Below are 12,803 nucleotides of genomic sequence, written 5' to 3'. Positions count from 1 at the left end.
ATGAACGCTCCCGCCTCCGCCATCGAGCAGTTGCTGCTCGAACTGCCCGACCTCGACTGGATCACCGACGAAGGGCGCGTCACGCGGCTCTCGCAGGACTTCTCGTGGTTCAGCCCCGTGCTGAATCGCCAGCTGAAAGACAAGCGCGCCGACGTGGTCGTGCGGCCGCGCAGCGAGGACGAGATCCGCGCCGTGGTGGGTGCGTGCGCGCGGCGTGGCGTGCCGATCGTCATTCGCGGCAGCGGTACCGGCAACTACGGCCAGACCACGCCGCTCGCGGGTGGCGTGGTGCTCGACATGACGGGCTACAACGCCTGCCTCTGGGTGCAGCCCGGCGTGGCGCGCGCGCAGGCCGGCATCCGCCTGGGCGAGCTGGAAAAGCAGACGAAGCCTTCGGGGCAGGAGATGCGCTGCGTGCCGTCCACCTACCGCAGCGCGACGCTCGGCGGCCTGTTCGGCGGCGGCTTCGGCGGCGTGGGTTCGATCAACTACGGGCCGCTCGGCGCGCCCGGCAATGTGCTCGGCATCCGCGCGATGACGATCGAGCCTGAGCCGCAGATCGTCGAGCTGCGCGGCGCCGAGGCGATGCGCATGCACCACCTGTGGGGCACCAACGGGCTCGTGCTGGAGCTGGAGGTGGCGCTCGCGCCCGCGCATCCATGGCTCGAGACGCTGGTGACTTTCGACAGCTTCGAGAACGCGCTGCACTTCGCCGACAAGCTGGCGAACGGGCCGGGCATCGTGAAGCGCGAGATCGCGTTCTTCGCGGCGCCCATCGCCGATCACCTCGCGCAGCTCGCGGCGCACCTGCCCAAGGGCTGCCACACCGTGCTGTCGCTGGTCGCTGAATCGTGCGAGCCGGCGCTGCTGCAACTGGCAGAGGCGCACGGCGGCACCGTGGGCTACCGCAAGACCGCGGCCGAGGTGCAGAAGAGCAACCGCACGCTGATGGAATTCACCTGGAACCACACGACGCTGCATGCGCTGAAGGTGGACCCCACGCTGACCTATCTGCAGAGCGGGTTCATCCCCGGCAGGCACGTCGAGCAGATCGTCGAGATGGAAAAGCTGCTGGGCGGCGAGGTGATGATGCACGTCGAGTTCATCCGCAACGTGGCGGGGCTAATGACGTGCAGCGGGCTGCAGCTCGTGCGCTTCCGCACCGAGGCGCGGCTCGCGGAGATCATCGACATCCACCGCGCGCACAACGTGCACATCAACAACCCGCACGTGAACATCGTGGAAGACGGCAAGGCGGGCGGGCCGTTGCCGCCCGAGATCATCGCGGTGAAGCAGCGCTTCGATCCGATGGGTTTGCTGAACCCGGGCAAGCTGCGCGACTGGCCGGTGCGGCCCGCGAGCTGAAGGCGCTCAGCGCTGGCGGCGGCCCATCGCGAAGGCGATGGCGACGATCGCGAGCATCGCGATCCACAGCGGCCACAGGCCGAACGGCGCCACCCAGCGCGCGTAGGGCGTGAGCCCGGTGCGGCCTTCGACCGTGGCTTCGAGCACGCCGCGCGTGAGGCGCGGCAGCTGGTGCGTCACGCGGCCTTCGGCGTCGATGACGACGGTGGCGCCCGTGTTCGTCGCGCGCACCATCGGCCGTGCGAATTCGAGCGAACGCATGCGCGAGATGGCCAGGTGCTCGTCGATGGCCACCGAATCGCCGAACCACGCGATGTTGCTCACGTTGAGCAGGATCGTCGGCGCGCTCGCCGCGTCGCGGAAGTTCGCGCCGATCTCGTCGCCGAACAAGTCTTCGTAGCAGATGTTGGGCGCGATGCGCTGGCCCTGCCAGACGAACGGCGCCTGCGCAAGGCCGCCGCGCTGGAAGTCGCCGAGCGGGATGCTCATCATCTGGATGAACCAGCGAAAGCCCGGCGGAATGAATTCGCCGAAGGGCACGAGGTGGTGCTTGCTGTACCGGTACGGCTGCGTTGCACCGGGCTGGAAGCCGAGCACCGCGTTGCTGTAGCCGGCGCGGTCGCCCAGCGGGAGGCCGACGATGGCGGCCTGCGTGCCGCTGCTGTAGCGCGCCTCGATCGCTTCGAGGTAGCCGGCCGGCAATTGCTGCGGCAGCAGGGGCACGGCGGTTTCGGGCGTGACGACGAGCGAGGCCTTGGCGTCGCGCAGCTGTTCACCGTACCAGCGCAGGGCGGTCTCGATGCCGCCGCCCGGAATGAATTTCTCGTCCTGCGGGATGTTGCCTTGCAGGAGCGCGACCTGGAGGCTGCCGGTGCTGGTGCCGCGCAGTGACGGCGTGATGTGCGGGAATGCGAACACGAGCGCGACCAGCACCAGTGCCCCGACGGCTTCGGTAATGCGTGACAGGGACAGCAGCGCGATGAGCGCCATCGCGAACGCGGCGACAGCGCCGATGCCATAGACGCCGATCCACGGCGCCCACGCGGCCAGTGGACCTTCGACGTGCGCATAGCCGCTGGCGCCCCACGGAAAGCCGGTGAACCAGCTGCCGCGCACGAGCTCGGCGAGCGTCCAGAGTGCGGCAAAGACCAGCGCGCCAGTGATGCGCCCCTTCGGCCCGCGCACCACGAACCATGCGGCCGCGACGGCGTAGTACAGCCCGAGTGCCGCCGCGAGCGCGAGCACGGCAATGGCCGCGAGCGGCGCCGGCATGCCGCCGTAGGTGTGCATCGAGATGAAGAGCCACCAGAAGCTGCCGGTAAGCCAGGTGGTCGAGAAGAGCCAGGCGTGAAGGCCGGCGCGGCGCCACCCGGCGCCCTCGGCGCGCAGGCTGCCGAGCAGCCAGACCAGGGCGCCCATCGAAAGGAGTTGAAGCCACCACAGCGGCCTGCCGTCGAGCGGCCAGGCGATCGACAGCGCCTGGGCCATTCCGGCCAGCACGAGGCCGGGCAGTCGAAACCGGGCAACCGCGGGGGAGGCGCGCAAGGCGTGAGAGGGGCGCGCCGTCGCTGCTTGAGGCAGCGGCATCAGTCGGCCGTGTCGCCGCCGCGCGCCGGCGACACCTTGAACCAGCGCACCGCGCCGCCCTTGGTGTGCAGCACCACGAAGTCGAAGCCGCCCATCGCATGGTGTTCGCCGCGCTTGGGCACGTGGCCCATCTCGTGGGCGATGAGGCCGCCGATGGTGTCGAAGTCTTCGGAGAGCTGCTCTTCGTCGAACACGATGCCGAAGGCCTCGGCCACGCGCTCGATGGGCGTGTCGCCCGAGACGCGGTAGGTGTGGTCGGCCAGGCCGAAGATGTCGCCCTCGTCCTCGGCGATGTCGAACTCGTCCTCGATCTCGCCCACGATCTGCTCGAGCACGTCCTCGATGGTGATGAGGCCGGCCACGCGGCCGAATTCGTCGATGACGATGGCCAGGTGGTTGCGGTTGCCGCGGAATTCGCGCAAGAGGTCGTTCAGGCCCTTGCTCTCGGGCACGAAGGTGGCCGGACGCAGCAAGGCGCGGATGTTCAGGCCCGGCGCGCGCTGCAGCTTGAGCAGGTCCTTGGCGAGCAGGATGCCGATGATGTTTTCTTTTTCGCCCTCGTACACCGGGAAGCGCGAGTGCGCGGTGTCGATGATGAGGTGCAGCAGCGCATCGAAGGGCGCATCGATGTTGATGGCATCCATGCGCGGCGCGGCGACCATGACGTCGCCGGCGGTCATGTCGGCCATGCGCAGCACGCCTTCGAGCATCACGCGCGACTCGGCGCCGATCACCTCGTTGTCCTCGGCATCGGCCAAGGTCTCGATCAACTCGTCGCGCGAGTCGGGTCCGGGGTGGATGAATTCGGCAAGCTTCTGGAGGAAGCCGCGCTTGTCTTCCCGTTCTACGGGTGCGCGTTCAGGGTGAGGTTCGGCCACTGCGGGAGGGCGTAGTTGAAGAGAGGCAAGGATAACGGATTGCGTGTGACACGCTCTACCGCACAGGCGTCACAGGCCGTTTCATTGGCCTTGGGGACGCTCAAGGCGCAGATTTACGTCGGGCGTCTCTCATGCCGCTGCGCACTTCCTGCAGGCTGGCCAGGAAGGCCCAGAACTGCTTGGCGCGGCTCTTGAGGGCGAAGTCGACCGCGGCGTAGTGCTCCAGGGCGATTTCGCTCATGCGGCTGTCGAAGGTGGCCTCCGGCAGCTGCAGATGCGCTTCGGCTTCGGCGCCGCTGCGCACCACGGTGGCGCCGGCGTTGCGGGCGATCTTGAGCATGGCGGCGTTTTCGCTCAGCGCATGGATGAAGAGCATGCCCACGCCTTCGTTGCGGGCCACGACCACCGCGCGCTCGAAAAGGCGCGCGCCGTAGCCGCGGCCGCGGGCGTGCGCCGAGACCGAGACGCCGAATTCGGCGCAGTCGCTGTGCTGGTCGCCGGGCGCGAAGGCCAGGTGGGACATCGCGATCAGTTCGAGGCGGCGGTTGTAGATGCCGAACATCTCGTCGCGCTCGAAATTGAGGTTGTCGACGTAGCGCTGGATCTGCTCGTCGGCCGCGGCGTAGCCGAAGCGCAGGTAACGGTCGTGGGGGGTGAGCGCAAAGAGGTGCTGCGCGATGCGCTCCCGCTCGCGGGGGCCGATCGAGCGGATCGGCACCATGACGGGCTGGGGCGACGAGACGGCGCGTGGCTGGGTCTCAACCATCGGCGCTTTCAGGAAAGAGCCGAGGCCGAGAGACGCTTTGAGAAGGGTCTTGGCGGTAAGCATGGGTTGAATGTAAGGGTTTTCCCTTAATCAACAAGCCCGCAAGGACACTTCTGGGACACATTCGTGACCCAGTACCAAAGCCCGTGGCGCCCGAGCAACCTTGTGTGGCTAAACGGGAACAGCCGTTGTGGCCTTGACACGGTCCAGCACGAAGCTGGTCTTGCAGTCTTCCACGCTGGGGTGCTTGAGCAGGGTGTCCATGATGAAGCGGCTGTAGTGCGCCATGTCGGCCACGACGACGCGCAGCAGGTAGTCCATGTCGCCCGTGAGGGCTGCGCATTCGACCACCTCGGGCCAGGTCTGCACACTGGCGCGAAAGAGGTCCATCGGGTTGCGCTTGTGGGTCTCGGTGTGCTTTTCGAGCCGCACGTTCAGGTAGGCCGTGAGGCCCAGGCCGATGACCTCGGGACGCACGAGGGCCACGTAGCGGTCGATCACCCCGCTCTCTTCCAGGCGCTTGACCCGCCGCAGCACCGCGCTGGGCGACAGGCTGACCTGCTCTGCAAGCTGGTCGTAAGTTGCGCGCCCGTCTGCTTGCAGCGTGCGCAGAATGAGCCGATCTATCTTGTCGAGTGCTTCCATTCTTCTATTTTTGCAGTTTTACTGCGCATTTGCCATCCAACGCGCCCAACAACGCTGAAAACTTGAGCGGCATCCAACCTACATTGCAGCACTGGCGTTTTCGCCGATCCCTTACCTATTCGATCCCCCACTTTCTGGAGACCGCACATGAGCCAAGCCGACGCACCCGCCTTCACCCCTTGGGAGAACCCCATGGGCACCGACGGCTTCGAATTCATCGAATACGCGGCACCGGACCCGGTCGCCATGGGCAAGGTGTTCGAGCGCATGGGCTTCACGGCCGTGGCCAAGCACCGCCACAAGAACGTGCTGCTGTACCGCCAGGGCACGATCAACTTCATCCTCAATGCCGAGCCCGATTCGTTCGCGCAGCGCTTTGCGCGCGAGCACGGCCCGAGCGTCTGCGCCATCGCGTTTCGCGTGCAGGACGCCAAGCAGGCCTACGAGCGCGCCACCGCGCTGGGCGCCTGGGGCTTCGCCGACAAGGCCGGCCCGGGCGAGCTGAACATTCCCGCCATCAAGGGCGTGGGCGACAGCCTGATCTACCTGGTGGACCGCTGGCCGGGCAAGAACGGTGCGCAGCCGGGCGACATCGGCAACATCGGCTTCTACGACGTGGACTTCGAGGCGCTGCCGGGCGTGTCGCCGCAGCAGGCGCTGTCGCCGGTGGGCAATGGCCTCACCTACGTCGACCACCTGACGCACAACGTGTACCGCGGCCGCATGAACGTGTGGGCCGGCTTCTACGAGAAGCTCTTCAACTTCCGCGAGATCAAGTACTTCGACATCGAGGGCCAGGTGACGGGCGTGAAGAGCAAGGCCATGACCAGCCCCTGCGGCAAGATCCGCATCCCGATCAACGAAGAGGGCAAGGAGCAGGCCGGCCAGATCCAGGAGTACCTGGACATGTACAAGGGCGAGGGCATCCAGCACATCGCGATGGGCTCGGACAACCTGTACGACACCGTCGATGCGATGCGCGCCAAGGGCGTCGTGCTGCTGGACACCATCGACACGTACTACGAGCTGGTCGACAAGCGCATTCCCGAGCATGGCGAGAGCGTGGCCGAGCTGAAGAAGCGCAAGATCCTGATCGACGGCAAGAAGGACGCCCTGCTGCTGCAGATCTTCAGCGAGAACCAGCTGGGCCCGATCTTCTTCGAGTTCATCCAGCGCAAGGGCGACGACGGCTTCGGCAACGGCAACTTCAAGGCGCTGTTCGAGAGCATCGAGCTCGACCAGATGCGCCGCGGCGTGTTGACCGCCGCAAAATAAGGGCCCTTTCAACCGGCCTTATTGCCCAGGAGCCAGCATGCGCAGCAGCACGTCTTCGATCGGTTTGACTTTCATCGCGGCGGCTGCCGCCGTTCTCTCGGGTTGCGCGATGGCGCCGGCGGCCACGGCCACGGGCGCCTCGCACCTGGACGCGGTGCAGAAGGCCGCCGTGCTGCGCATCTGCACGCCGGGCGACTACAAGCCCTTCAGCTTCCAGAAGACCGATGCCTCGTTCGAAGGCATCGACGTCGACCTGATGACGGGCTTCAGCGCGAGCCTGGGCGCCAAGCCCGAGTGGATCAAGACCACCTGGGCCAACCTGCTGCCGGACCTGGCCGCGGGCAAGTGCGACATCGCTGTGGGCGGCGTATCGGTCACCACCGACCGGCAAAAGCGCGCCTTCTTCAGCGCACCCTACATGGTCAACGGCAAGACGCCGATCGCGCGCTGCGCCGACGTGGCCAAGTACCAGAGCGTCGCGGCGATCGACCAGCCTTCGACGCGCGTCATCTTCAATCCGGGCGGCAGCAATGAGCGCTTCGCCCGCACCAACTTCAAGCAGGCCAGGCTCACGCTGCACGGCGAGAACGTGACGATCTTCGACGAGATCCTGGCCAACCGCGCCGACGTGTTCGTCACCGAGGCGGCCGAGGCCATCACCCAGCAAAAGCTCAAGCCGGGCCTGTGCGCGGTGAACCCCGACAAGCCGCTGCAATACGGCGAAATGGCCTGGATGCTGCCGCGCGACGACGTGGCCTTCAAGTCTTACGTGGACCAGTGGCTGCACCTGCAGCAGGCCGGCGGCGACTTCCAGCGCACGATGGACCGCTGGCTCAAATAACCCGAGAAACACGATTCCCATGGATACCCCCGCCGCCGTTGTCATTCCCGCCGTCTATGGCGCCTCCGATCGCCCGCCGCGCGGCGACTACTCGCGCGGCGGCTCGGTGCAGGCCGACTACACCTGCCCGCAGGACTGGGCCAGCTACACGGCGGCCGACCACGACACCTACAGGCGGCTCTACGAGCGGCAGGCCGCGCAACTGCCGGGCCTGGCCTGCGATGCCTTCATCAACGCCCTGCCCTCGCTGGGCGTGAAGGACCGCATTCCGCACTTCGACGAAATCAACGAGCGGCTGCACAAGGCCACGGGCTGGGAGATCGTCGCGGTGCCGGGGCTGATTCCGGAGCTGCCCTTCTTCACGCTGCTGGCGAACCGCAAGTTCCCGGTGACGGACTGGATCCGCAAACCCGAGGAGTTCAACTACATCGTGGAGCCCGACGTGTTCCACGACCTCTTCGGCCATGTGCCGATGCTGTTCGATCCGACCTTCGCCGACTACGTGCAGCGCTATGGCGCGGGCGGCATCAAGGCGCACGAGCTGGGCGCGGGCGAGAAGCTCTCGCGGCTCTACTGGTACACGGTGGAGTTCGGCCTGATTCGCCAGCCCGACGGACTGCGCGCCTACGGCGCCGGCATCCTGAGCTCGGTGGGCGAGCTCCAGCACGCGGTGCTCAGCGACGAGCCGCGCCGGCTGCCGCTCGACTTGCTGCGCGCCATGCGCACGCGCTACAAGATCGACACCTACCAGAGCAACTACTTCGTGATCGAAGACTTCGCGCAACTCTTCGATCTCACGGCGCCGGACTTCACGCCGATCTACGAGGCGCTCGAGGTCCAGGCCGACATCGAGCCCGGCGTGCTGCTGCCGGGCGAGACCGGCAAGGCCTGATCGCAGAGTCGCGATCTATCGCCTGCGCGACAGCGCGCGCAGGCACCCTAGGACAAGCCCGCTGGCGGCTGGGAGCACCTGGCTCCCACAATCCGCGCCAAAGGAGCTTGCATGCAGACATCCGCGCGACAGAACTATCCGGCCGGCGTGCCTCAGGAGATCGATCCCGAGCAATACCGGTCACTGCCCCACATGTTCGAGGAGGCGTTCGGTCGCTACAAGGACCGGCCGTTCTCGGTCTGCATGGAGCGCTGGATGAACTACGGCGAGCTCGATGTGCTGTCCAAGGCGCTGGGCGCCTGGCTGCAATCGAAGGGGCTGGAGCCCGGGGCGCGCGTGGCGATCATGCTGCCCAATATTCCGCAGTTCGCGGTCACGATGTGCGGCATCCTGCGCGCGGGCTATACCTGCGTGAACGTGAATCCGCTCTACACCGCGCGCGAGCTGGAGCACCAGCTCAAGGACTCGGGCGCGACGGCGATCGTCATCCTCGAGAATTTCGCGTCGACGCTGGAGCAGGTGATCGAGCGCACGCCGGTCAAGCACGTGGTGATGACCTCGATGGGCGATCTGCTCGGCGGCCTGTATGGCGCGTGGATCACGATCGCCGTGCGCCACCTGGCCAAGATGGTGCCGCCGTACAAGCTGCCACTGAGCGACGGGCGCACGGTGACGCCGTTCACGCAAGCCATCGCCGAAGGCCGCGGGCGCACGCTGGCAGCGGACCAGAGCACGCTCGATTCGATCGCCTTCCTGCAGTACACCGGCGGCACGACCGGGCTGTCGAAGGGCGCGGTGCTCACGCATCGCAACATCGTCGCGGCGACGCTGCAGGCCGAGGCCTGGTTCACGCCGGCGCTGTCGCGGGCCGGTGACCTCGCGAAGGTCAACAGCATCGCGGCGCTGCCGCTGTATCACATCTTCGCGCTGACGCTGTGCCTGCTGGTGATCCGCCAGGGCTCGCACATGACGCTGATCCCGAACCCACGCGACTTCGACAAATTCATCGCGGTGCTCAAGAAACGGCCGTTCCATATGCTGCCGGCGGTGAACACGCTGTTCAATGCGCTCTTGATGCATCCGGAGTTCAAGTCGATCGACTTCTCGACGCTGTTTGTCTCGCAGGCGGGCGGCATGGCCGCGTCGGAAGGCACGGCGCGCAAGTGGTTCGAGGCGACGGGCTGTCCGATGATCGAAGGCTGGGGCATGAGCGAGACCTGCGCGATCGGCACGAACAACCCGGTGTCGAACACCAAGTTCACCGGGACGATCGGGTTGCCGCTGCCGAGCATCGAGATCGCAATCAAGGACGACGACGGCAATTCGATGCCGGTGGGCGAATCGGGCGAGTTGTGCATCAAGGGCCCGAACGTGATGACGGGCTACTACAACCAGCCCGGCGAGACGGCCGCCGCGTTCACCGCCGATGGCTTCATGCGGACCGGGGATATCGCCGTGATGCAGGAAGATGGCTACAGCCGCATCGTCGATCGCAAGAAGGACATGATCCTGGTGAGCGGTTTCAACGTGTTCCCGAACGAGCTGGAGAACGTGATTTCGCTGTGCCCCGGTGTTGTCGAATGCGCGGCGGTGGGCGTTCCCGACGAGAAGCAGGGCGAGGCGATCAAGGTCTTCGTGGTGCGCAGGGATCCGAACCTGACCGAAGACGCGGTGCTGCAGTACTGCAACGGGCAACTCACGGGGTACAAGCGACCCAAGCACATCGAGTTTCGCGATTCGCTGCCGAAGACGAACGTCGGGAAGATCCTGCGGCGCGAGCTTCGCACCAGTGCGGGCGCCTGAATGAGCCACGCCGCGGCGGGCGCCGGCTTGCCGGCGAATGTCGTCGTGTTCGAGCGCGGGTGGCTGTCGTCGAACAACATCCTGTTCGTCGGGTCGGACGAGACCGCGCTGGTCGACACCGGCTATGCCACGCATGCCGAGCAGACGTTGGCACTGGTGGAGTCGGCGCTGGGCTCCCGGCCGCTGGACCGCGTGCTGAATACGCATTTGCACAGCGACCATTGCGGTGGAAACGCGGCGTTGCAGCAGCGCTATCCGTCACTTCGAACGGATATTCCCCCAGGGGAAGCGGCGCTGGTGGAGCGATGGGACGAAAGCGCCTTGAGTTTTCTTGCGACCGGGCAGGTCTGTCCTCGCTTTTGGTTCACCGGATTGCTGCGACCGGGGACGGAGTGCCGGCTTGGTGACAGCGCGTGGGAAGTCCACGGTGCGCCTGGCCATGATCCGCACTCGATCATCTTGTTCGATCCAGCTTCGCAGACGTTGATCTCCGCGGATGCGCTGTGGGAGAACGGTTTTGGTGTCGCATTTCCCGAGCTGGCGGGGGAGCCGTCTTTTGGCGATATCGCGGCGACGCTCGATTGCATTGAGGAGCTTGCGCCGTTGCAGGTGATTCCTGGGCACGGCCGTGTGTTCAGTGACGTCGACGGCGCGTTGATCACTGCGCGTCGTCGTCTGGCTGGGCTGCAGCGCGATCCGGTGAAGCATGCGCGGCATGCGATCAAGGTGTTGATGAAGTTCAAGCTGCTGGAAGTGCAGCACATCTCGCGCGAGGACTGGTCGGCGTGGCTTCGAGGCACACCTTACCTGGACGCTATTCGTCTTCGTTTCTTTGCAGACGAGGAGTTGGATCAATTGACCGAAGATATCTTGGGCGAATTGACTGCCGCTGGTGCGGCGGAGATGGACTCTTTGGGTATTCGCAATACCTGAATCCGGCTTCTCCGAATAAGAAAAAGCGCCATCCAAGATGTCCGCGCTTTTTATTTACTTTCCGATTCCCCAAAGCAAAAAACCCCAGTCATGTTCTGACTGGGGTTTTCTGGGCTGTAAGAGCCTGACGATGACCTACTTTCACACGGGAACCCGCACTATCATCGGCGCTGAGTCGTTTCACTGTCCTGTTCGGGATGGGAAGGAGTGGTACCAACTCGCTATGGTCATCAGGCATAAAGGGTTGTTTACCTGATCACATGATCAAGTAAACGAATTCATAGAGTTTGGAATCAGCGCGCAATTGTCTTGCGCTTGCTTGAATGTATTTTGAATGCGTCAACTTGGCATAACACCTTGATCTGATGATCAAAGTTATAGGGTCAAGCCGCACGAGCAATTAGTATCAGTTAGCTTAACGCATTACTGCGCTTCCACACCTGACCTATCAACGTCCTGGTCTTGAACGACTCTTTAGGGGGCTCAAGGCCCCGGCAGATCTCATCTTGAAACGAGTTTCCCGCTTAGATGCTTTCAGCGGTTATCTCTTCCACACTTAGCTACTCGGCAATGCCACTGGCGTGACAACCGATACACCAGAGGTGTGTCCACTCCGGTCCTCTCGTACTAGGAGCAGGCTTCCTCAAATCTGCAGCGCCCACGGAAGATAGGGACCAAACTGTCTCACGACGTTTTAAACCCAGCTCACGTACCTCTTTAAATGGCGAACAGCCATACCCTTGGGACCGGCTACAGCCCCAGGATGAGATGAGCCGACATCGAGGTGCCAAACACCGCCGTCGATATGAACTCTTGGGCGGTATCAGCCTGTTATCCCCAGAGTACCTTTTATCCGTTGAGCGATGGCCCTTCCATACAGAACCACCGGATCACTATGTCCTGCTTTCGCATCTGCTCGACTTGTCAGTCTCGCAGTTAAGCACGCTTATGCCATTGCACTATCGTCACGATGTCCGACCGTAACTAGCGTACCTTCGAACTCCTCCGTTACGCTTTGGGAGGAGACCGCCCCAGTCAAACTGCCTACCATGCACTGTCCCCGATCCAGATAATGGACCTAGGTTAGAACCTCAAACACACCAGGGTGGTATTTCAACGTTGGCTCCACAAGATCTAGCGACCCTGCTTCAAAGCCTCCCACCTATCCTACACAGATCTGTTCAAAGTCCAATACAAAGCTACAGTAAAGGTTCATGGGGTCTTTCCGTCTTTCCGCGGGGAGATTGCATCATCACAAACATTTCAACTTCGCTGAGTCTCAGGAGGAGACAGTGTGGCCATCGTTACGCCATTCGTGCAGGTCGGAACTTACCCGACAAGGAATTTCGCTACCTTAGGACCGTTATAGTTACGGCCGCCGTTTACTGGGACTTCAATCAAGAGCTTGCACCCCATCATTTAATCTTCCAGCACCGGGCAGGCGTCACACCCTATACGTCCACTTTCGTGTTTGCAGAGTGCTGTGTTTTTAATAAACAGTCGCAGCCACCGATTTTTTGCAACCCATTCATGCTTCGTTGTTCACTACACACTAATAGGGCACACCTTCTTCCGAAGTTACGGTGTCAATTTGCCGAGTTCCTTCTCCTGAGTTCTCTCAAGCGCCTTAGAATACTCATCTCGCGCACCAGTGTCGGTTTGCGGTACGGTCGTATATAGCTGAAGCTTAGTGGCTTTTCCTGGAACCTCGTTCAGTCACTTCACGGACAAGTCCGCTCGATCGTTGGCCTCGGTATATGTGCACCGGATTTGCCTAATGCACGCCTACATCCAACTAAACCAGAATAATCCAATAAC

At 63.8% G+C, this 12,803-nt stretch carries 10 protein-coding genes and 2 rRNA genes (1 of these 12 cut by a window edge); 6 read left to right on the top strand and 6 right to left on the bottom strand.

What is annotated here, in order from left to right; all coding sequences use genetic code 11:
* Positions 1-1,365: an FAD-binding oxidoreductase gene (locus ACZYRS_RS04465; RefSeq protein ID WP_463418263.1), complete on the top strand. Its 1,365-nt coding sequence runs from the start codon at positions 1-3 to the stop codon at positions 1,363-1,365.
* Positions 1,366-1,371: 6 nt separating this feature from the next.
* On the opposite strand, the gene lnt is transcribed toward ACZYRS_RS04465, so the two are convergent.
* From lnt to ACZYRS_RS04445, 4 genes are all read right to left on the bottom strand, one after another.
* Positions 1,372-2,952: an apolipoprotein N-acyltransferase gene (lnt, locus tag ACZYRS_RS04460; protein WP_463418262.1), complete on the bottom strand. Its 1,581-nt coding sequence runs from the start codon at positions 2,950-2,952 to the stop codon at positions 1,372-1,374.
* Entirely contained in the window at positions 2,952-3,830 is an 879-nt protein-coding gene (locus tag ACZYRS_RS04455) for an HlyC/CorC family transporter (protein ID WP_463418261.1), read from the bottom strand. Before ACZYRS_RS04455 ends, lnt begins: the two co-directional genes overlap by 1 nt.
* A 100-nt stretch (positions 3,831-3,930) precedes the next feature.
* On the bottom strand, positions 3,931-4,659 hold the full coding sequence (locus ACZYRS_RS04450) for a GNAT family N-acetyltransferase (RefSeq protein WP_463418260.1): 729 nt from the start codon (positions 4,657-4,659) through the stop codon (positions 3,931-3,933).
* 108 nt (positions 4,660-4,767) lie between these two features.
* Entirely contained in the window at positions 4,768-5,241 is a 474-nt protein-coding gene (locus tag ACZYRS_RS04445; RefSeq protein WP_042581002.1) for an Lrp/AsnC family transcriptional regulator, read from the bottom strand.
* 147 nt (positions 5,242-5,388) lie between these two features.
* Here ACZYRS_RS04445 and hppD point away from each other — a divergent pair, with 147 nt between their 5' ends.
* The 5 genes from hppD to ACZYRS_RS04420 all read left to right on the top strand — a co-directional run bounded on the left by hppD (position 5,389) and on the right by ACZYRS_RS04420 (position 10,985).
* Entirely contained in the window at positions 5,389-6,516 is a 1,128-nt protein-coding gene (gene hppD, locus ACZYRS_RS04440) for a 4-hydroxyphenylpyruvate dioxygenase (RefSeq protein ID WP_198788962.1), read from the top strand.
* A gap of 37 nt (positions 6,517-6,553) precedes the next feature.
* The gene (locus ACZYRS_RS04435) at positions 6,554-7,357 is read left to right on the top strand and encodes a transporter substrate-binding domain-containing protein (protein WP_463418259.1); all 804 of its coding nucleotides are present in this window, start codon (positions 6,554-6,556) and stop codon (positions 7,355-7,357) included.
* A gap of 19 nt (positions 7,358-7,376) precedes the next feature.
* Entirely contained in the window at positions 7,377-8,249 is an 873-nt protein-coding gene (gene phhA / locus ACZYRS_RS04430) for a phenylalanine 4-monooxygenase (protein ID WP_463418258.1), read from the top strand.
* A 111-nt stretch (positions 8,250-8,360) separates the two neighbouring features.
* Positions 8,361-10,052: an AMP-binding protein gene (locus ACZYRS_RS04425; protein WP_463418257.1), complete on the top strand. Its 1,692-nt coding sequence runs from the start codon at positions 8,361-8,363 to the stop codon at positions 10,050-10,052.
* Complete coding sequence (locus ACZYRS_RS04420) at positions 10,053-10,985, top strand: MBL fold metallo-hydrolase (RefSeq protein ID WP_463418256.1); 933 nt, start codon at positions 10,053-10,055, stop codon at positions 10,983-10,985.
* Between the two features lie 122 nt (positions 10,986-11,107).
* On the opposite strand, the gene rrf is transcribed toward ACZYRS_RS04420, so the two are convergent.
* Positions 11,108-11,220: ribosomal RNA gene (gene rrf / locus ACZYRS_RS04415) — 5S ribosomal RNA — on the bottom strand.
* A 144-nt stretch (positions 11,221-11,364) separates the two neighbouring features.
* Positions 11,365-12,803 (bottom strand): 23S ribosomal RNA (locus ACZYRS_RS04410) (it continues 1,435 nt past the right edge of the window).

The sequence above is a fragment of the Variovorax sp. AC194 genome (assembly GCF_979257995.1).
This window is presented reverse-complemented; position numbering and strand designations above follow the sequence as displayed.

What these genes read in the sequence shown, in the direction of transcription:
- ACZYRS_RS04465 (WP_463418263.1), top strand. Translation starts at nt 1, where the DNA reads ATGAACGCTCCCGCCTCCGCCATCGAGCAGTTGCTGCTCGAACTGCCC.
- lnt (WP_463418262.1), bottom strand. Translation starts at nt 2,952, where the DNA reads ATGCCGCTGCCTCAAGCAGCGACGGCGCGCCCCTCTCACGCCTTGCGC.
- ACZYRS_RS04450 (WP_463418260.1), bottom strand. Translation starts at nt 4,659, where the DNA reads ATGCTTACCGCCAAGACCCTTCTCAAAGCGTCTCTCGGCCTCGGCTCT.
- ACZYRS_RS04445 (WP_042581002.1), bottom strand. Translation starts at nt 5,241, where the DNA reads ATGGAAGCACTCGACAAGATAGATCGGCTCATTCTGCGCACGCTGCAA.
- hppD (WP_198788962.1), top strand. Translation starts at nt 5,389, where the DNA reads ATGAGCCAAGCCGACGCACCCGCCTTCACCCCTTGGGAGAACCCCATG.
- ACZYRS_RS04435 (WP_463418259.1), top strand. Translation starts at nt 6,554, where the DNA reads ATGCGCAGCAGCACGTCTTCGATCGGTTTGACTTTCATCGCGGCGGCT.
- phhA (WP_463418258.1), top strand. Translation starts at nt 7,377, where the DNA reads ATGGATACCCCCGCCGCCGTTGTCATTCCCGCCGTCTATGGCGCCTCC.
- ACZYRS_RS04425 (WP_463418257.1), top strand. Translation starts at nt 8,361, where the DNA reads ATGCAGACATCCGCGCGACAGAACTATCCGGCCGGCGTGCCTCAGGAG.
- ACZYRS_RS04420 (WP_463418256.1), top strand. Translation starts at nt 10,053, where the DNA reads ATGAGCCACGCCGCGGCGGGCGCCGGCTTGCCGGCGAATGTCGTCGTG.